Annotated in this window: 19 protein-coding genes and 1 riboswitch; of the genes, 10 read left to right on the top strand and 9 right to left on the bottom strand. The window is 72.0% G+C overall.

Going from position 1 to position 18,075, the window contains the following annotated elements; translation table 11 throughout:
• Positions 1–401, top strand: a 401-nt coding sequence (locus tag ETD86_RS55955) for a hypothetical protein (RefSeq protein WP_211370655.1), incomplete at its 5' end; no start/stop codon positions are given.
• A gap of 29 nt (positions 402–430) precedes the next feature.
• Here the strand turns inward: ETD86_RS55955 and ETD86_RS42405 are convergent.
• Complete coding sequence (locus tag ETD86_RS42405) at positions 431–1,288, bottom strand: NmrA family NAD(P)-binding protein (protein WP_138672281.1); 858 nt, start codon at positions 1,286–1,288, stop codon at positions 431–433.
• A 71-nt stretch (positions 1,289–1,359) separates the two neighbouring features.
• Between ETD86_RS42405 and ETD86_RS42400 the strand changes: the two genes are divergently transcribed.
• Positions 1,360–1,761, top strand: a complete 402-nt coding sequence (locus tag ETD86_RS42400) for a winged helix-turn-helix transcriptional regulator (RefSeq protein ID WP_138672280.1) — start codon at positions 1,360–1,362, stop codon at positions 1,759–1,761.
• Between the two features lie 252 nt (positions 1,762–2,013).
• On the opposite strand, the gene ETD86_RS42395 is transcribed toward ETD86_RS42400, so the two are convergent.
• Complete coding sequence (locus ETD86_RS42395; RefSeq protein ID WP_246149108.1) at positions 2,014–2,829, bottom strand: L,D-transpeptidase family protein; 816 nt, start codon at positions 2,827–2,829, stop codon at positions 2,014–2,016.
• A 98-nt stretch (positions 2,830–2,927) separates the two neighbouring features.
• On the opposite strand from ETD86_RS42395, the gene ETD86_RS42390 reads away from it, so the two are divergent.
• Together ETD86_RS42390 and ETD86_RS42385 are read left to right on the top strand one after the other, a co-directional pair.
• Positions 2,928–3,404 carry a YbaK/EbsC family protein gene (locus ETD86_RS42390; protein WP_138672279.1) on the top strand — a complete coding sequence of 159 codons (477 nt, stop codon included), beginning with the start codon at positions 2,928–2,930 and terminating at the stop codon, positions 3,402–3,404.
• A 178-nt stretch (positions 3,405–3,582) separates the two neighbouring features.
• Entirely contained in the window at positions 3,583–3,987 is a 405-nt protein-coding gene (locus ETD86_RS42385) for a GNAT family N-acetyltransferase (RefSeq protein WP_246149106.1), read from the top strand.
• A gap of 286 nt (positions 3,988–4,273) precedes the next feature.
• Here ETD86_RS42385 and metF read toward each other — a convergent pair whose 3' ends face one another.
• Positions 4,274–5,137: a methylenetetrahydrofolate reductase [NAD(P)H] gene (gene metF / locus ETD86_RS42380; protein WP_246149103.1), complete on the bottom strand. Its 864-nt coding sequence runs from the start codon at positions 5,135–5,137 to the stop codon at positions 4,274–4,276.
• A 154-nt stretch (positions 5,138–5,291) separates the two neighbouring features.
• Here metF and ETD86_RS42375 point away from each other — a divergent pair, with 154 nt between their 5' ends.
• On the top strand, positions 5,292–6,359 hold the full coding sequence (locus ETD86_RS42375) for a polyprenyl synthetase family protein (RefSeq protein WP_138672276.1): 1,068 nt from the start codon (positions 5,292–5,294) through the stop codon (positions 6,357–6,359).
• 197 nt (positions 6,360–6,556) lie between these two features.
• Here the strand turns inward: ETD86_RS42375 and thiE are convergent, their stop codons facing one another.
• Genes thiE through ETD86_RS42360 form a run of 3 tightly spaced genes read right to left on the bottom strand, consistent with a single transcriptional unit; the run spans position 6,557 to position 8,750 of the window.
• Complete coding sequence (gene thiE / locus ETD86_RS42370; RefSeq protein WP_138672275.1) at positions 6,557–7,204, bottom strand: thiamine phosphate synthase; 648 nt, start codon at positions 7,202–7,204, stop codon at positions 6,557–6,559.
• The gene (locus tag ETD86_RS42365; protein ID WP_138672274.1) at positions 7,182–7,556 is read right to left on the bottom strand and encodes an Rv2175c family DNA-binding protein; all 375 of its coding nucleotides are present in this window, start codon (positions 7,554–7,556) and stop codon (positions 7,182–7,184) included. Before ETD86_RS42365 ends, thiE begins: the two co-directional genes overlap by 23 nt.
• 30 nt (positions 7,557–7,586) lie before the next feature.
• The gene (locus ETD86_RS42360) at positions 7,587–8,750 is read right to left on the bottom strand and encodes an NAD(P)/FAD-dependent oxidoreductase (protein ID WP_138672273.1); all 1,164 of its coding nucleotides are present in this window, start codon (positions 8,748–8,750) and stop codon (positions 7,587–7,589) included.
• Between the two features lie 58 nt (positions 8,751–8,808).
• A riboswitch (TPP riboswitch) is annotated at positions 8,809–8,925 on the top strand.
• On the opposite strand from ETD86_RS42360, the gene ETD86_RS42355 reads away from it, so the two are divergent.
• The 4 genes from ETD86_RS42355 (at position 8,894) to pknB (ending at position 13,283) form a co-directional block, all read left to right on the top strand.
• Complete coding sequence (locus ETD86_RS42355; RefSeq protein WP_170223554.1) at positions 8,894–10,195, top strand: FAD-dependent oxidoreductase; 1,302 nt, start codon at positions 8,894–8,896, stop codon at positions 10,193–10,195. It overlaps the preceding riboswitch by 32 nt.
• On the top strand, positions 10,192–10,392 hold the full coding sequence (gene thiS / locus ETD86_RS42350) for a sulfur carrier protein ThiS (RefSeq protein WP_138672271.1): 201 nt from the start codon (positions 10,192–10,194) through the stop codon (positions 10,390–10,392). Before ETD86_RS42355 ends, thiS begins: the two co-directional genes overlap by 4 nt.
• Positions 10,385–11,140, top strand: coding sequence for a thiazole synthase (locus ETD86_RS42345; RefSeq protein WP_138672270.1), 756 nt, complete (start codon positions 10,385–10,387; stop codon positions 11,138–11,140). The genes thiS and ETD86_RS42345 overlap by 8 nt, the downstream gene beginning before the upstream one ends.
• A gap of 232 nt (positions 11,141–11,372) precedes the next feature.
• Positions 11,373–13,283 (top strand): Stk1 family PASTA domain-containing Ser/Thr kinase, encoded by a 1,911-nt coding sequence (gene pknB, locus ETD86_RS42340; protein WP_138672269.1) that lies wholly within the window; start codon positions 11,373–11,375, stop codon positions 13,281–13,283.
• Between the two features lie 57 nt (positions 13,284–13,340).
• Here pknB and alc read toward each other — a convergent pair whose 3' ends face one another.
• The 3 genes from alc to ETD86_RS42325 are packed head-to-tail and all read right to left on the bottom strand — an operon-like array spanning position 13,341 to position 16,795.
• Positions 13,341–14,303 (bottom strand): allantoicase, encoded by a 963-nt coding sequence (gene alc, locus ETD86_RS42335; protein ID WP_246149100.1) that lies wholly within the window; start codon positions 14,301–14,303, stop codon positions 13,341–13,343.
• Positions 14,303–15,625, bottom strand: a complete 1,323-nt coding sequence (allB, locus tag ETD86_RS42330) for an allantoinase AllB (protein ID WP_138672268.1) — start codon at positions 15,623–15,625, stop codon at positions 14,303–14,305. The genes alc and allB overlap by 1 nt, the downstream gene beginning before the upstream one ends.
• The gene (locus ETD86_RS42325; RefSeq protein ID WP_246149099.1) at positions 15,626–16,795 is read right to left on the bottom strand and encodes a glycerate kinase; all 1,170 of its coding nucleotides are present in this window, start codon (positions 16,793–16,795) and stop codon (positions 15,626–15,628) included.
• A gap of 258 nt (positions 16,796–17,053) precedes the next feature.
• On the opposite strand from ETD86_RS42325, the gene ETD86_RS42320 reads away from it, so the two are divergent.
• Entirely contained in the window at positions 17,054–18,073 is a 1,020-nt protein-coding gene (locus tag ETD86_RS42320) for a winged helix DNA-binding domain-containing protein (RefSeq protein WP_138672267.1), read from the top strand.
• Positions 18,074–18,075 lie beyond the last annotated feature (2 nt).

Raw genomic sequence — 18,075 nt, 5'->3', positions numbered from 1 at the left:
GGCTGACATCGCTCGGCGTGGACGCCTGGCGGCTGGTCTGGTGGACAGCCCTGCTGGTGGGCGTGGTGGCGGTCGCCTACGCGGTCATCGGGGTGCTCCTGCGGCGGCCTCGCCGGGGGCGCACGCTCCTGCTCGTGGTGTCGGGCTTCCTCATCGTGCCGTACGCGCTGGGGTTCGTGGTGGCGTTCCTCAATCCCGTACGGCTCCTCGCGGCCCTCTACGACGCGGCCGATTTCGCGGCGGGTGTGCCGTCCTGGCAGACCGCCACGGCTTTCCTCATCCTGGCCGCCGGGCTGGCCCAGGCGGCCGGGCTGGTGCTGGCGGCCCGGGAGGGCCGGCGCGCGACCGCGGCGGCGACGGCCGGGGCGGCCGGCAAGGAGGACGCGCCCACCACGCCCTGACGCCAGCCCCGCACGCCGCCGCCGTGGTGTCAGCCCTCCAGGCCGGACTTCACCGTCGCCGCGATCACGTCCCGAGCCGGCCGCGGCTCCAGGAACGCCGGCAGGTCGTTGTGCCCGGCCTCCAGCAGGCCGGCGTTGATGGTGGAGAATATCGAGACCGTGTGCCCCACCTGGTACGCCTCCAGCCCGGCCAGCAGCGGCCGCACCTCGCCCACGGCCACGGTCCGGTACTCGACGGTCCGGCCGAGCACCTCACCCAGCACCTCGGCGAGGTCGTGCCCGCCGACCGCGCTCACCCCCTCCAGCTCGTACGTGCTGCCCGCGTGCCGCCGCGGCGCGCCCGCCGCCAGGTCGGCCCAGGTCTCGGCGGCCACGCGCACGGCCACGGCGGCCAGGTCGTCGCGAGCCACCACCGGCACCCGCCCGTCACCGAACGGCAGCGCGAGCACCCCACTCCCGGCCCCGGTCAGCGCCATCCCGGCGATCAGCTCGGCATACAGGCCGTTCCGCAGGATCGTGACGTCGAACGGGGCCTCGGCGAGCCGCGCCTCCGTCCACCGGTGCGCGAGGGCGATGGTGAGCCGGTCGCCGGACCCGGCCAGACTGGTGTAGATCACGTGCTTGACGCCCGCGGTGGCGGCCGCCCGCACCACGGCGCCGTGGCGGGCCAGGACGACGTCGTCCTCGGCGTACCCCGCCGACACGAACACCAGCACGTCCACGCCCGCGAACGCGGCCGCCAGCGTCTCGGGCCGGTCGAAGTCGGCGTGCCGTACCGCGGCGCCGTCACCGGAGCTGCTCGCCCCGGCCACCTCCAGTCCGCGGGCCCGCAGCCCGTCGAGAATCGAACCGCCCAACGCCCCGGACACGCCCGTTACGAGAATCATCGAACCCCCTAGTGTGTTTCTCCGGGCACAGCATGGGCGCGCTCGGGCGCCCGTCGTAAGGAGGCACTCTCATGTCAGTCGCGCACACGGACGTAACCCACCAGGTCAGCGGGCCGTGCGGGGATGACGACTGCGGAATCCGCGACGTGCTCGACCGGATCGGCGACAAGTGGACGGTGCTGGTGATGGTGGAGCTGGCCAAGGGCGTGCGCCGGTTCAGGGAGCTGCACCGGGCGATTCCCGGCATCTCCCAGCGGATGCTGACGTTGACCACGCGGCGGCTGTGCCGGGACGGGCTGGTCGAGCGCACGGCGTACCCGACGATCCCGCCACAGGTCGAGTACCGGCTGACGCCGATGGGCCAGAGCCTGGCCGAGGCGGTCGAGCGGCTGGCCGGCTGGTCCAGGGATCACAAGGACGCCATCGCCGCGGCCCGCGGCCACTGGGACGCCACGCACCCTGACGACGCGTGACGCGGCCCCGGCCGAGCCTCGGGCGGCCAGGTCGCGCATCGCGACGAGGCAGGCCGGCACGAGGGCGCGCAGGATCGCGTCGGCCGGCGGCAGCCACCGCGGCCGGGACCGGCCGTTACCCCGCGCCGCCCGGCACGATGTCCGGCATTCGGGCGAAGACGTCATTGTCATGGATCCCCCCTGCTAGTCAGGAGGGAGTCCGGCAGGAGCCATGACCCGCCCGTCACCGATTCCGGTTATGCGGGCGTTATGTCACGGGCGCTTGAACGAGCCCCGCACGTGGACGGGAACGCCCTTGCCGAGCATCTCGGGCAGCACCTGGGCCACGTTCATCGGCAGGCGCACACACCCGTGCGAGGCCGGGTAGAGCGGCACCGACAGCGCGCCGTGGAAGGCGATCCCGCCGTTGAAGAAGATCGGGTTGTACAACTGGCCCAGGTACGACTTGTGCCAGCCGCTCGTGCGCCACGTCGTCCGGTAGTTGCCGGTCGGGGTCCTGGCCGAGCCGCAGAACCGCTGCTCCCTGCCCTGCCACGTGGTGGTCTCGCAGTAGGGGACGCCGCTGCCCGACGAGATGTGGGTGATCAGCTTGGCCTCGCCGCCGACGTACAGGACCATGATCTGCTTGGCGAGGTTGACCTCGGCGCGGGTCGGCTTGCCGTTCTTCACCAGCACCTTGGGGGTCTTGGGGGTCTCCAGGGCCGCCCACGTCCGCTTGGCGATCGTGCTGGACGGCTTGATCCCGTTGACCTTCTGGAACGCCCACACGGCCGCCAGCGTCGTCCCGCCGTACCGGCCGTCGGCCTTGCCTGGGCGGTAGCCCAGCTCGGTCAGCCTCTTCTGCAGCCAGGTGACGGCCTTGCCCTTGGCGCCCAGCTTGAGCGTTTTGCGGGGCGCTGCGACCGGGGCGGCGGTGGGCACGGACTGGGCGCCCGCCGCGATGGGGACGGCATGTGTGACAGCCGGCGACGCGTGCGTGCGTTGCGGCGTTTGCGACCCGCAGCCCGAAAGTACGACGGCGCCCGCCGTCAGGAGAGCAGCCATCCCGGGCAGCGGTCGAGCCCCCACGTGTACCACCTCTCACATCATTCAATAACGGATCAACGGACCCTACACCAGTCACCATGAATAGGTCTTCAAGCGGTCAATCTGTTTAGAGTGGCTCCATGTCTGAGAAGTTGCCGGCGAATGCCGTTGTCGTGGAGTCCGCGTTGCGTGCGCTGGGGGCGGGCGGCGAGATCGTCGTCCTGCCCGAGAAGGCGCCCACGGCGGCCACGGCCGCCGCCCAGCTGGGGTGCGAGGTCGGGGCGATCGCCAACAGCCTGATCTTCGACGCCGACGGCGCGCCGCTGCTCGTGCTGACCAGCGGGGCGCACCGCGTGGACGTCGAGCTCATCGCCCGCACGGCGGGCGCCCAGCGGGTACGCCGCGCGACACCGGAGTTCGTCCGCGCCGCCACCGGCCAGCCCATCGGCGGCGTCGCCCCGGTCGGCCACCCGGCGCCGGTGCGGACCCTGGTGGACAACTGGCTGAGCAAGCACGAGGTGGTGTGGGCGGCCGGGGGGCATCCGTCGACGGTGTTCCCGACCACCTTCGACGAGCTGGTGCGGATCACCGGGGGCACCCCCGTGGACGTCGAGTAGTGTGCGACGGGTGATCGAGTTTCGCGGGGCGGGGCCGGCCGGATTCACCGAGCGGCTGGAGACAGTGATCGGCATATACACCGCAGCGATGAACCCTCCCGAGGACCAGATCGCCGGTCGCAAGACCATCATGCGAAATCATGCGACATATCCCCATTTTCAGTGTTATTTCGCAGAATTGCGTGATTCATCCCCTTCTGGGGAAGTTCCCGAAACCCGAATCGTCGGCTTCGCGTACGGCTTCCGCGGCGCGCCCGGGCAGTGGTGGCACGACGTGGTCCTCAGAGCGCTCGCGGAACAGTCGGGCCGGGAGGTGGCCAACGCCTGGCTCGGGTACGCCTTCGAGCTGGCCGAGATCCACGTCCACCCGGACTACCAGGGCAAGGGCGTCGGCCGGGCCATGATCAGGACGCTGTGCGCGGGCCGCCGCGAGCGCACGGCCGTCCTGTCCACCCACGACCAGCCCACGGCCGCCCGCCACCTCTACGCCAGCCTCGGCTTCACGGACCTGCTGACGAGGTTCATCTTCCCGGGCGGCTACGAGGAGTACGCGATCGCCGGCCGCCCCCTGCCGCTCCCCTGAAGGTGCCGCTGATGAAGCCGTGACTCATGGGTTTACCACGACATGCCCAAGGGCACCATCCATGACAGAAAGTGACGGACCCTTTACATGTCGTCGACTACCGTCCCCGGCCCGTCACCCGCCCGGTCCCCCTGCGGGCGGGTGACGGGCACACCCCTTTCAAGGCCTGCCTGACGCCGTAGCGGCGGCCGGCCCCGTGCGGGGTCAGACAGCGTCTCCCTGGAGGCCCTCAGCCCTGGTCGGTGGGTGGGTGCCGCTGGGTGACCGTAAAGGATGAGGGTTTGAATCAAGCAGAAATCGGCACGGCGAGGCGCTGGAACACTTCACGCGTCGCGCTGGAGCGGTTGAACGTGATGAAGTGGATGCCCGGCGCGCCCTCGTCCAGCAGCCGCTGGCACAGCTCGGCCCCGTGATCGATGCCCAGCCGCCGCACCGCCGCCGGATCGTCCGCGACCTCCTCGAAGCGCGCCGCCACGTCCGGCGGGAACGGCGCCCCCGACAGCTGCTCGGACCGCGCGATCGTGCTCATCTGCGTCACCGGCATGATGCACGGGATGATCGGCGTGTCGCACCCCCTGGCCGCCACCCGGTCCCGCAGCCGCAGATAGTCCCCCGCCTGGAAGAACATCTGAGTGATCGCGTAGTCGGCCCCGGCGCGGCACTTGCTCACGAAGTATTCGGTGTCGGACTCGATGGACGGCGAGCGCGGGTGCTTGTAGGGGAAGGCGGCCACGCCGACGCAGAAGTCACCCGCCTGCCTGATCAGCCGCACCAGCTCCTCGGCGTAGAGCACGCCCTCGGGATGTTGCACCCACTCGCCTGTGGGATCGCCGGGGGGGTCGCCGCGGACGGCCAGGATGTTGCGCACCCCGGCGTCGGCGAAGCGCCCGATCAGGTGGCGCAGCTCGCGGATCGAGTGGTTGACCGCGGTGAAATGCGCCACGGGCGTGAGCGTGGTGCCGTGGGCGATCCGCTCCACGATGTCGACCGTGCGATCACGCGTGGAGCCGCCCGCGCCGTACGTCACGGACACGAACGTCGGCCGCAGCGACTCCAGCTCCCTGATCGCCCGCCACAACTGCCGCTCACCCTCGTCGGTCTTCGGCGGGAAGAACTCGAACGAGAACGTGCGGCCACCGGAAGCGAGCATCTCGCGAACGGTGGGAACACGATCGGGCCGGATGGAGGGTCGACCAAGCGCCATGGGCCAAGGTTACAGGCACCCGGCCGGGACCACAGGCCGCCGGAGACGCGGAACGCGAGCCCGGATCGGAGCGCGTTGGCCCGGCCACTAGTCTCAAGACATGACCACTGACGCCGCGCGCATGCAGGCCCTGCGCACGCACGTGGAACGGGCCCTGGGCGAGTTCGTCGAACGGCAGCTGCCCTCCCCTGGCGACCCCGATCTCGAGCCGCTGCGCACGGCCGCCGACGAGTTGCTGGCCGGGGGCAAGCGGCTGCGTCCCGCGTTCTGCTACTGGGGCTGGCGCGGCGCGGGCGGCACGGACGTGCCCGAGATCTTCACGGCGGCGGCCTCGCTGGAGTTACTGCAGGCCAGCGCACTGGTGCACGACGACGTGATGGACAAGAGCGATCTGCGCAGGGGCATGCCGGCCGCGCACCGCCGTTTCCAGGCGCTGCACGAGAAGGCCGGCTGGCACGGATCGGCGGAGCAGTTCGGCGAGGGCGCGGCGATCCTGCTGGGCAATCTGCTGCTGCTCTGGTCGGGTGAGATGTGGCGCACCAGCGGCCTGCCCCGCGCCTCGCTGGAGGCGGCCCAGCCCGTGCACGACCACATGCGCACCGAGCTGATGTGCGGGCAGTACCTGGACCTGCTGGAGCAGGCGCACGGGGAGAACACGTTCGACTCGGCCCTGCGGGTGGCGTTGTTCAAGAGCGGCAAGTACTCGGTGGAGCAGCCGCTCAGGCTCGGACTGGTGCTGGCCGCCCAGGAGCGCGTGCCGTGGATGGACGATCTGTGCATCGGGTTCGGCACGCGGGTCGGGATCGGGTTCCAGCTGCGTGACGACATCCTGGGTGTGTTCGGCGACCCGGCGCAGACCGGCAAGCCGGCCGGGGACGACCTGCGCGAGGGCAAGCGCACGATGCTCGTGGCCCGCACCCTGGCGGCCGCCGCACCGGGCGAGGCGGAGACGGTCCGCCGCCTGCTCGGGGATCCGGAGCTGGACGCGCATGGGGTGGCCACGCTGCGGCAGATCATCGAGGACACGGGGGCGCTGCGGGCGTGCGAGGACCTGATCGGCGACTATCTGGGCGACGCGCTGGCCGCACTCGACCAGGCCCCGATCACCGCCGAGGCCCACGCCGCGCTGACCGACCTCGCCATCGCCGCCACCTCCCGCAGCACCTGACCGCCTCGCCCGGCCTCCCGTCCACCGCACAGAGCGTCGCCCGCCGGCGAGCGTCGCCCGTCGGTGGGCGTCGCCCGTCGGTGGGCGTGCCGAACTCGGCAGTCGGCGGGCGGGCCGTTTCCGTCAGGTGGCGGCCGTCAGCGCCGACAGGTGGCCGCCGTCAGGTGGCGGCCGTCAGCGCCGACAGGTGGCCGCCGTCAGTCGGCGGCCGCCGCCGACAGGCGTTTGGCGAACTCCGCCGCCGCCGCGCCCGGGTCGTCCGCGTCGGTGATCGCGCGTACCACCACGACCCGCCGGACCCCGTACGACACGACCTCGTCCAGGTTGCCGAAGTCGATGCCGCCGATCCCGAACCACGGCCGCGACGTCCCCAGCGACGCCGCGTGCCGCAGCAGCGGCGGCCCCGGAGCCGGGCGGCCCGGCTTGGTCGGGGTGGGCCAGATGGGCCCGCAGCAGAAGTAGTCGACGCCCTCCTCCACCGCCGCGGCGGAAGCCTCGGCGGCGGAGTGGGTGGACCGTCCGATGACGATGTCGTCGCCGAGTATCTCTCGCGCGACCGTCACAGGAAGATCGTCCTGCCCCAGATGGAGCACGTCGGACCGGGCGGCGTAGGCGATGTCCGCCCGGTCGTTGACGGCCAGCAGTTTGCCGTGCCGGTCGCAGGCGTCGCGGAAGACTTCGAGGAGAGCGAGTTCGTCGCGTGCCTCCAGGCCCTTCTCCCGCAGCTGGATGATGTCCACGCCTCCGGCCAGCACCGTGTCGAGGAACTCCGCGAGGTCGCCGCGGTCGCGGCGGCCGTCCGTGCAGAGGTAGAGGCGGGCGTCAGAAAGCGAGGGCTTGGGCACGCCGCTTGACCTCGGTATGACGGCCGGCCTTGATCGCCTCGATGGGCGACCCCGGCAGCGACTCGTCGGGGGTGAAGAGCCAACGCAGCGACTCGACATCGTCGTAGCCGGCGTCCTGCAACACGGTCAGTGTGCCGGGCAGGCCCTTCATCACGTCCTTTCCGTCGAGGAACACCGCGGGCACGTGCGGCCCGCCGCTCCCCCGGCGCACGCCGAGGAGCTTGTGATCCTTGAGGAGTTGCTTGGCCCGCCCGAGGGAAAGCTCAAGGCGCTGGGCCACTTCGGGGAGCGTGAGCCACTCGTCCACGAGTTGCTCGGTCTCCCGGTCGATCTGTGCAACAGAAAGCGTCACGAAACCACAACTACCACATGCCGTGCTTGCTCAAACAACACAATCTCGTAGGGATACGTCTGGATCTACCAGGCGTTCCGCGTCGAGACGGCCTCCTGCGGCGATGATTCTGCGCCCCTGTACGAGGTCTCGCGGCCGGTCCACGGCGAGCACCGCGACGATGGCGTCGTCGGCGGTGAGCCAGACGGCCGACCATTTGCCCTCCGGGTCGCCGCGGTAGATGAGCCGCTCCCCCGCCGGATGGTGCCCGGCGTACTGGACCATGTGCCCGAACTGCTCCGACCAGAAGTACGGCACCGGGTCGTACACCGTGTCCTCGCCCAGCAGCGTCGCGGCGGCGACCTCGGGCGCGTTGAGCGCGGTGTCCCAGTGCTCGATCCTGAGCCGGGTGTGGAAGCGGCGCGACCACCATGCGGCGCAGTCCCCGACGGCGACCGTGTGGGGCAGCGAGGCCCGCAGGTGCTCGTCGACGACGACGCCGTTGTGCAGGTCGATGTCGGCGTCGGCCAGCCACTCGACGGCGGGTCGTACGCCGATGCCGGTCACGACCACGTGGGCCTCGACGAACTCGCCGTCCACCAGCCGCACGCCGCCCTCGTCCACGGACCGGACCATGGTGTTCAGCCGCAGGTCGATGCCCTCGTACCAGCGCTGCGTGCGGGCCCCGATCTCCGTACCGACGGCGGTCGCGAGCGGGGTGCCGGCCGCCTCGATCACCGTGACCGCGCAGCCGGCGCGGCGGGCGGCCGTGGCCACCTCGGCGCCGATCCAGCCGGCGCCGATGATCGCGACGCGGGCGCCGGGCACGAGCATGGCCCTGAGCTCGTGGGCGTCGTCGAGGGTGCGCAGCACGTGCTGGGGGCCGTCGCCGGGCAGCCTGATCGGCTCGGACCCGGTGGCGATGACCAGGCCGTCGTAGCCGATCTCACCCTCGGTCGTCTCCACGACGCCCTCGCGCAGCGCCTTGGCGCACACACCCGGCAGGAAGGCGACGTCGAGGGCGGCCAGGTCGGTGTCGACGAAGCTGGTGTCGGCCTCGCCGAGCAGCACGCTCTTGGACAGAGGCGGGCGGTCGTACGGCCGATGCCGCTCCTGCCCGATCAGGGTGATCCTGCCGCCGAACCCGCGCCCGCGCAGGGCCTCCACTGTGCGGACGCCCGCCAGGCCCGCTCCCACCACCACGACATGGTCCACGTTCAAGACCCTAACGGGGGGCGTGCTTGGACGTCGCACCGAGGCCGTAGGCTGAGGAGGACAGACGCGCGGGAGTCCGGCCGTTACCGGGCTGAGAGGAAGGCTGCACCGGGCCTTCGACCGCAAGACACCTGATCCGGATCATGCCGGCGAAGGGAGCGCATGTGGATGTGATCGTAGGCGGCGGGATCGTCGGGCTGTCCATCGCCTGGCGGCTGGCCCGGTCGGGGCGGCCGGTCACCGTGGTGGATCCGGCCCCGGCCTCGGGAGCCTCGTACGCGGCGGCGGGGATGCTGGCGCCGGTCAGCGAAGTGACCTACACGGAGACGCCGCTGCTGCGGCTGGGGATGGCGTCGTTGCGCCGCTGGCCGTCGTTCGCCGCCGAACTGGCCGAGGACGCCGGACTCACCGGGAACGCCGGCTTGACCAGGAACTCCGGGCCGACCGGAGATGCCGAGCCGACCGGAGATGCCGGGTCGCCCCATGGTGGTCTGGGGGCGATCGGCGACGGGGCTCGGCTCGGGCTTGACCTGCGTGCGGACGGGACACTCGACGTGGCGTTCGGGGCCGACGATCTGGCGACGCTGGACGAGCTGGCGACGTACATGGAGAAGCTGGGGCTGCCGGTCGAGCGGCTGACCGGGCGCGAGTGCCGACGCCTGGAGCCCATGCTGGCCCCGTCGGTGCGCGGCGGGTTGCTCGCTCCCGAAGACGCCTGGGTGGACCCGCGCCGAGTGACGGCGGCCCTGCTCGCGGCCCTGGACCGGCTCCATGTGCCGCTGGTGCGGGCCCGCGCCGCGGGCCTCCTGCGCGACCGGGACGGCAGCGTCGCCGGAGGCAGCGTGGCGGGGGACAGGGTCGTCGGGGGCAGGGTCGTCGGGGTACGCCTGGAGCCGCCGCCCGGCGGACCGGAACCACCGTCCGAGATCCGGGCGGAGCGGGTCGTGCTGGCGGCCGGCGCCTGGAGCGGAGAGCTGGCCGAGGTGCCGGTGCGCCCGATCAAGGGGCAGATCATGCGGTTGCGTTCCCCGCAGCCGCTGCTCAGCCGGTGCGTACGCGGCACCGTGCACGGCTCGTACGTCTACCTGGTCCCCCGCGGCGACGGCGAGCTGGTGGTCGGGGCCACCCAGGAGGAGCTGGGGTTCGACACCAGGGTGACCGCCGGCGGGCTCTACGAGCTGCTGCGCGACGCCAGGGAGCTGGTGCCGGGCGTGACCGAGCTGGAGGTCGCCGACGTGGTGGCCGGGCTGCGGCCGGGCACGCCGGACAACGTGCCGATCATCGGTCCGAGCGGGACGCCGGGGCTCGACCTGGCCACCGGGCACTACCGGGGCGGCGTGCTGCTCGCGCCGCTCACGGCGGCGCTCATGGTGGGTGACTTGGGTGGCGAAGAGGGTGAGCTGGCGGCGTTGTGCTCGCCGGGGAGGTTTCAGGAAATCTCATGAATGTGATGATCAACGGATCCGCGCGCGAGGTCGCCGATGGCATGACCGTGGCGCAGGCCGTACGGACGTTGACCGCGGCCACCACCGGGGTGGCCGTGGCCGTGAACGACGAGGTGGTCATGCGCAGCGCCTGGGAGACGACGGCGCTCAGCGATCGAGACCGCGTGGAGGTTCTGACGGCGGTGCAAGGTGGATGATCTGATCATAGCCGGGGAGAAGTTCTCCTCCCGGCTCATCATGGGGACCGGCGGCGCGCCCTCCCTGGAGGTGCTCGACCAGGCGCTGGCCGCGTCGGGCACCGAGCTGACCACGGTCGCCATGCGGCGCCTCGACCCGGGCGCCCGCGGCTCCGTGCTGGACGTGCTGCGCAAGCGGGACATCAAGGTGCTCCCGAACACGGCCGGCTGCTTCACCGCGGGAGAGGCCGTGCTGACGGCGCGGCTGGCCAGGGAGGCGCTCGGCACGAACTGGGTCAAGCTCGAGGTCATCGCCGACGAGCGCACGCTGCTGCCCGACCCGATCGAGACGTTCGACGCGGCCGAGCGGCTGGTGGCGGACGGGTTCGTGGTGCTGCCGTACATCGGTGACGACCCGGCGCTGGCGCGGCGGCTGGAGCAGGCCGGCTGCGCGGCCGTGATGCCCCTGGGGGCGCCGATCGGCTCGGGACTGGGCATCCGCAACCCGCACAACATCGAGCTCATCGTGGAGGCCGCCGCGGTGCCGGTGATCCTCGACGCGGGCATCGGCACGGCCAGCGACGCCGCGTTGGCGATGGAGCTCGGCTGCGACGCCGTGCTGCTGGCCACGGCGGTCACCCGCGCGCAGCGGCCCGACCTCATGGCGGCGGCCATGAAGTCGGCGGTGGTGGCGGGGCGGCTGGCGCGGCAGGCCGGCCGCATCCCACGGCGCCGCTACGCCGAGGCATCCTCCCCGATGACGCCCTGACGCGCCGCCGTGCCGAGGCATGCATCCCGGATGACGTCTGACGCCGCCGCAGCCCCGGCAGATGCTGCGGGCCGGGGCCTGGCCCTGACACGCCCGAAGTCGGGTGCCGGAGTGATGCGGGTGGGCCTGTGTCCGCTTCCCCGGATGTGGGCACGTTCCATCGGGCACGGCTCCGCATCGGTTTCGGGCGGTCGGGCCCTGCCAGTGGCAAAACGCCCGTAAACTCAGCGGGGTGGACACGACGACTGCGGACCCCCTGGTCGGACGGCTCCTCGATGGGCGCTATCGCATCGAGAGCCGGATCGCCCGGGGCGGTATGGCGACCGTCTACCTCGCGCTGGACGTCCGGCTCGACCGGACGGTGGCGCTGAAGGTCATGCACCGCTCGCTCGCCGAGGACCCGGCGTTCGTCAGGAGGTTCATCGGCGAGGCGAAGTCGGTGGCCAGTCTCTCCCACCCCAACGTGGTGCACGTCTTCGACCAGGGCACCGACAACGACGTCGTCTACCTGTCGATGGAGTACGTGCCGGGCAAGACGCTGCGTGACATCCTGCGCGACCGCGGCCGGCTGCCCGCCCGCGAGGCGCTCGAGATCATGATCCCGGTGCTCGCCGCCCTCGGCGCGGCCCACCAGGCCGGGCTGGTGCACCGCGACGTCAAGCCGGAAAACGTCCTGATGACGGACGACGGCCGGGTCAAGGTCGTCGACTTCGGCCTGGCCAGGGCCATCGAGGCGACGAACCAGACCCGCACCGGCGTGATGATCGGCACGATCGGCTACATGGCCCCCGAGCAGGTCACCACCGGCGCGGCCGACGTGCGCAGCGATGTGTACGCCGCGGGCATCATGCTGTTCGAGCTGGTGACGGGGCAGCAGCCGTACGACGGCGAGACGCCGATGTCGGTGGCGTACCGGCATGTGCACGACACCGTGCCGGCGCCGTCGTCGCTGGTGCCCGAGGTGCCGCCGCTGATCGACACGCTCGTGGCGCACGCCACGGCACGCGAGCCGGGTGACCGCCCCGCCGACGCGACGGCCATGCTGGTCGCGGCCGTGGACACGCACCGGATGCTGCCGCGGACGACCACTCCGCCACCGTCGCACTCCCAGCCCCACGGGTTCCGCCAGCCGAACATCAGGACCGGCGTGCACGCCGCGCCGTCGGCGCCGCAGACGGCGCCGTCGCACACGCTGATCCAGCCGCGGGCCGAGGTGCCCCAGCGGCGAGGGTTCCGGCCCAACTGGTTCCTGGTGATACTGGCGGGCGTGATGGTCGTCGCCGTCGGGCTGACCGGGTGGTTCTTCGCCCAGCCTGAGTACGTCCCCGTACCCGACCTGGTGGGCAAGAGCCTGGCCGTGGCCGAGAAGGCCGCCGCCAGGGACGGCTTCAAGATCAAGACGGTGGACGGCAAGTACGACGAGAACGTGGCCGAAGGGCTCGTCCTCAGCACCGACCCGGTGGCCAAGACCGAGGTGGAGCGGGGCGCCATGATCACCATGGTGCCGTCGCTCGGGCCCAAGCGGGTGGTCGTGCCCGATGTCGCGGGCCTGACCGGCAACGACGCCCGTGACAAGATCGCCGCTGCCGGGCTGACCGTGGGGTCGGTCAAGCGCCTGGCCAACACGCAGGTCGAGCGCGACAAGGTGATCCGCACCTCTCCGCAGAACGGCGAGAAGGTCAAGGAGGACACGAAGATCGACATCTTCGTGAGCGCCGGGCTGGTCATGCCGGACGTCTCCGGCATGCCGAAGGACGAGGCCGCCGCCTACCTCGGCCAGCAGGGCTTTCAGGTGCAGGTCCAGGAGGTGGACGACGACGCCGAGCCGTGCACGGTGATCGCCCAGGCGCCCAAGGCCAAGTCCGAGGTGGATCCGGGCGCGCAGGTCATGGTCACGGTGGCGCGGTGCAACGACTTCTTGGACTGGTTGGGGCGTGGGGACAACCAGGCCCGCGATGATCAGCATTTCAGCATGGTGCCCGGGGTGATCGGCAAGGACGTCAAGGACGCGAAGGCGGAATTAGAGGCCCTCGGGTTCAAGGTGCGGGTGCAGCGGCTGGGCAACCGCGGCGTGGTGCAGTTCCAGCGGCCCCTGCCCAACAGCGAGCGCCCGACCGGCAGCACGGTCTTCCTCTGGCACTGACGCCAGAGAGCCCGGCAGGCCGCGCGGCGGCGGGTGCGCGGCCTTGCCGGTGGGGTGTCAGGTCAGGTGGCCGTGGAGGCGGACTCTGGCCAGGCCGCCGTCAGGGTAGATGTCGACGCGTACATGGGTGAGCGGGTCCGTGTGGTCCAGTCTGAAGCGATGTGCGGTGTCCGGCTGGAGGCGGGTCCTGGGCAGGAGGTCCACACGGCGCGCGGAGCCGCCCTCCCCGTCGAGGCCCGTCAGGGAGACCCAGCCGGGAGCGTTGAAGAGCAGGTTCGTGGTGTCGATCTCGGCGAGGCGGATCAGTCCGCGGCCGACCAGCCGGATGACGAGCCAGTCGTTGCCCTCGTCCCGCCGGCGCGCGGTCTCCCAGCCCTCCGCCTGGTGGCGGGCCAGCCCGGGGAAGATGACGTTGTTGGGCGCGGAGTAGAACTCGTTGGAGCAGGCGGTGACCAGGGCGCCGTTCTGGAGGGCGGCCAGGTCGAGGCTGAGGCCCTCGTGGACCGACAGGTCGGGGCGGGGCTCGCCGTGCACGCGGAGCCGGGCGACGCCTCCGTCGGGGAAGATGTTCAGCCGCACGTGGGTGTAGCGGCTCTCGTCGGTGACGGCGAGATGGTGCTCGGCGTCCCCCTTGAGCTCGGACCTCGGGACGATCTCCACCCACTCGGCGGCCAGCAGCTCGGCCGGTGACGGATAGCCGTCGACGGCGGCGGCCTCGACGGAGGCGTGCGGCGGATAGTTGCCCTTGAACCAGGCCGTGTTGATCACCACGCCGCGGATCACGCCGGGGATCCCCAGCCGTACCAGCGCCCAGTCGTGGCCGGGTTCGCGGCGGCGCCGGGTCTCCCAGCCGTCGTACACCTGGCCCTTGTTGCCGAACGTCTCCGCCTGGAAGCCGGGCCGGCCCGGCCGGATCAGGCTCTCCTTCTCGGCGAACGACTCGTCGCTGGCGCCCACGACGGAGCCGCCGAGCGTGCGCAGGGCGAGGTCCGGCAGGCTGGTGAAGCGGGGCATCCCCATCACGTCCCCTCGGCTGGGAGGAATCGGCCGTGCGGCTCGCCGTCCACGGGTCTGCCGCGCAGCCAGGTGGTCAGCACCGCGCCCTTGAGGACGCGGCCGTGGTACGGGGTGACCGGGTTCTTGTGGTGGAGGCGGGCGGCGTCCACGGGGTTGTCGGCGCCGGGGTCGAAGGCGACCAGGTCAGCGTCCTTGCCCGGCTCTATGCCGCCTTTTCCGGAAATATCGGCCAAGGCTGATGGATTGGCGGACATCCAGCGCACCACGTCCCCCAGGCCGTACCCACGGCGGGACGCCTCCGTCCACACGGCGGGCAGCCCGAGCTGGAGCGAGGCGATGCCGCCCCAGGCGGCGGCGAAGTCAGGCACCTTCAGGTCGGCCGGCGACGGCGAGTGGTCGGACACGACGCAGCTCAGCACCCCTCTCGCCAGCCCGTCCCACAGCTGGTCCCGGTTGGCCTCGGAGCGGATGGGCGGGCAGCACTTGTACGCCGTGCCCCCCTCCGGCACCTGCTCGGCCGCCAGCGTGAGGTAGTGCGGGCAGGTCTCGGCCGTCACCGCCACGCCGGCGGCCTGAGCGGCCTCGAGCACGTCCAGGCAGTCCGCACTGGACACGTGCAGGATGTGCGCTCTGGCGCCGGTCTCCCTGGCCAGCTCGACCACCCGCTGGACGGCGCTCCGCTCCGACACCCCTGGCCGCGATTCCAGAAATTCCGAATAGGTCGGACCGGCCGGTTCCCGCAGCAACGCCGGGTCCTCCGCGTGCACCACCATCAGGCCGCCGGAGCCCGCGAACCCGGCGACCTCCTCCAGCGCCCGCCGCAGCTCACCGTGCGTCAGCGGCGGGAACTCCGCCACCCCCGAGGGCGACATGAAGCACTTGAACCCGTACACGCCACGCTCGTGCAGCGGCGCGAGCTCCTTGACGTTCCCCGGCACGGCCCCGCCCCAGAATCCGACGTCCACGTGGCACTGTCCGCGCGCGGCCGCCAGCTTGGCCTCCAGCGCCGCCACGCTGACGGTGGGCGGCAGCGAGTTGAGCGGCATGTCGATGATCGTCGTGACGCCGCCCGCGGCCGCCGCCCTGGTCGCCGAGTCGAACCCCTCCCAGTGCGTCCGCCCCGGCTCGTTGACGTGGACGTGCGTGTCCACCAGCCCGGGGAGCAGCGCCAGGTCGCGCAGGTCGATGTCCTCGGCGGCGTCGAGCGGCGCGGCGTAGTCGTACAGCGCCGTGATCTTCTCTCCCTGTACGGCCACCGCGGCCGCCCGCTCCCCTTCCGGGGTGACGGTCCTGCGGGACCGGATCACGAGGTCCAGCTGCGTCATCTACTTCCCTTCGAGGTGGTCGGCGGCGATCCTGGCGGCGAGGCGCTCCAGCAGGGGTCCGGCCTCCGCGATGCAGCGGCCGAGGTCGGGTTCCAGGTCGGTGAGGGCGTACGCGGCCCGGATGCCGGCGGCCTTCAGCTCCTCGTCGCTGAGCGTACGCCGCCCGCAGACGGCCACCACCGGCACGCCCGCCTTGGCCGCAGCCTGCGCCACCCCGATCGGCGCCTTGCCCCGCAGCGACTGCTCGTCCAGCGATCCCTCGCCGGTGACGACCAGCCGCGCGCCCTCGACGTGCGTGCCGAATCCGAGCAGTCCGAGCAGATAGTCGATGCCGGGCCGGATGTCGGCGTGCAGGAACGCCAGGGCCGCGAACCCGACGCCGCCGGCCGCCCCCGCCCCAGGCGCCCCGGCGACACCCATCGGCCGGGGGGTGTCATCGTGCTCCACCGCCCCCAGCAGGCCATGCGTCTGCGTGGCGATCGCCGCCAAGCGGGACAGGCCCGCCTCCAGCGTCTTGACGTCCTCCGCGGTGGCGCCCTTCTGCGGGCCGTAAACGGCGGCGGCGCCGTGCGGGCCCAGCAGCGGGTTGTCCACGTCGCTCGCCACCACGAACTCCACACCGGAAATATCCGCAAATTCCGACATGTCAATGCGAGCCAGGGCCTTCAGCGCCGCGCCGCCCCGCGGGAGTTCGCGACCTTCGGCGTCGACCAGACGTGCGCCGAGCGCCTGCGCCATCCCCGCTCCCCCATCCGTGCAGGCGCTGCCGCCCAGCCCCAGCACCACCCGCTTGGCCCCGCGCCGCACCGCGTCCGCGACGAGCTCGCCCGTGCCGTAGCTGGTGGCCGTCAGCGGCTCGCGCTCTCCCGGCAGCCGGCGCAGCCCGGACGCCTCCGCCAGCTCGACCACGGCGGTGTCGTCCTCGGGGTGCCAGGCGTACGCGGCGGGGATGCGCTCGCCGGTCGGCCCGGTCACCTCGATCGTGATCCGGTCGAAGCCGCAGGCCACGGCGGCGTCAACGGTCCCGTCGCCGCCGTCGGCCACCGGCAGCTCCACCGTGGGGACGCCGAGCCCGGCCGACACCCGCCGCGCCACCTCGGCCGCCGTCAGCGACCCCTTGAACTTGTCCGGGGCGATCAGAACCTGCTGAACCACTACGAACTCCCACACGATGATGAACAATGGCCGGACACGCCTTCCTGCCCGGTGCGAGCGGGCAGGAAGGCGTGACGACTCATCATCACATCCCGCATCGAAGTGGCCTCCTTCAACCCGTGCTCAGCCCGCGCGCCGACGCAGTGGATGATGGTTTCCAGTGAAGCAATGCGGACGCCCGCGGGCCTATGCACATGGACATCAACCGCCGCCCGCTCCACCCGTCGCCAGGTGTGTGATCCTCCAACTACGCTTACTCCGGAGAAGGGGGCGATGGTGCGGATTTCGGCGCGGCAGAGGCAGGCGAGGCTCGCCACCAGGCACCGGCTCGCGGTCAAGGCGGCCACTCCGGAGGAGGCCGCCGCGTCCGTTGTGGCGCTGCACGGCACCGACCCCGCCACCGTGTTCCTGTCGGCGGGCGCACGGCTGGCCGCCCCCGGTCCCGGGCCGGTCGAGCGGGCCCTGTACGCCGACCGCACTCTGGTGCGGATGACCGGGATGCGGCGCACGGTGTTCGTGGTGCCCGCCGAGCTGGTGCCTGTCGTCCACCACTCCTCGATGCCGGCGATCGCCCTCAGGGAGCGCAGGTCGCTGCTGAAGGTGTTCGGCGAGGGCGGCTGGGACGAGGCCAGGTTGACGGACGTCCAGGCGTCGGTGCTGCGGGCGCTGGCCGAGGCCGGCGAGGTGACGGCCGCGGAGCTGGGCGTGCTGGAGCCGCGGTTGCGTGAGCAGATCAAGGTGAACGCCGGCAAGCGGTACGAGGGGATGATCAGCGTCGGGTCGCGGCTGCTGGGGCTGATGGCGATGGAGGGCCTGCTGGTCCGGTGCGGCCGCGCGTCGGGCACGTGGATCAGCTCCATCCACCGCTGGGGCCTGGCGCCGGAGATGCCGAAACTGGCGGCGGCCGACGCGCAGGTGGAGCTGGTACGCCGGTGGCTGGCGGCGTTCGGGCCGGGCACCGAGGCGGATCTGAAGTGGTGGACCGGCTGGACGCTGGCGGACGTGCGCCGGGCCCTGGCCGCGGTCGGCGCGGCCGAGGTCGAGCTGGACGAGGGCGTCGGCCACGTGCTGCCCGGCGACCTGGAGGAGGTCCCGCAGCCGGAGCCGTGGGCGGCGCTGCTGCCCGCGCTCGACCCGACGCCGATGGGCTGGCAGGCCCGCGACTGGTACCTGCCGGCCGCGCACCGTGCCGAGCTGTTCGACCGCAGCGGCAACGTCGGCCCGACGGTGCGGATCACGGCCGCCACCGCGGGCGGCAACCCGAACCTGGACTACATCGAGGTGGTGCAATGACC

Source organism: Nonomuraea turkmeniaca, assembly GCF_005889735.1.
Lineage (GTDB): Bacteria > Actinomycetota > Actinomycetes > Streptosporangiales > Streptosporangiaceae > Nonomuraea > Nonomuraea turkmeniaca.
This window is presented reverse-complemented; position numbering and strand designations above follow the sequence as displayed.

Coding starts and splice junctions, on each gene's coding strand:
- alc (WP_246149100.1), bottom strand. CDS start 14,303: ATGGGGATGCCCCGCTTCACCAGCCTGCCGGACCTCGCCCTGCGCACG.
- ETD86_RS42320 (WP_138672267.1), top strand. CDS start 17,054: ATGGTGCGGATTTCGGCGCGGCAGAGGCAGGCGAGGCTCGCCACCAGG.
- ETD86_RS42375 (WP_138672276.1), top strand. CDS start 5,292: ATGACCACTGACGCCGCGCGCATGCAGGCCCTGCGCACGCACGTGGAA.
- ETD86_RS42405 (WP_138672281.1), bottom strand. CDS start 1,288: ATGATTCTCGTAACGGGCGTGTCCGGGGCGTTGGGCGGTTCGATTCTC.
- ETD86_RS42400 (WP_138672280.1), top strand. CDS start 1,360: ATGTCAGTCGCGCACACGGACGTAACCCACCAGGTCAGCGGGCCGTGC.
- ETD86_RS42390 (WP_138672279.1), top strand. CDS start 2,928: ATGTCTGAGAAGTTGCCGGCGAATGCCGTTGTCGTGGAGTCCGCGTTG.
- thiS (WP_138672271.1), top strand. CDS start 10,192: ATGAATGTGATGATCAACGGATCCGCGCGCGAGGTCGCCGATGGCATG.
- allB (WP_138672268.1), bottom strand. CDS start 15,625: ATGACGCAGCTGGACCTCGTGATCCGGTCCCGCAGGACCGTCACCCCG.
- ETD86_RS42355 (WP_170223554.1), top strand. CDS start 8,894: ATGCCGGCGAAGGGAGCGCATGTGGATGTGATCGTAGGCGGCGGGATC.
- metF (WP_246149103.1), bottom strand. CDS start 5,137: ATGCTCGCTTCCGGTGGCCGCACGTTCTCGTTCGAGTTCTTCCCGCCG.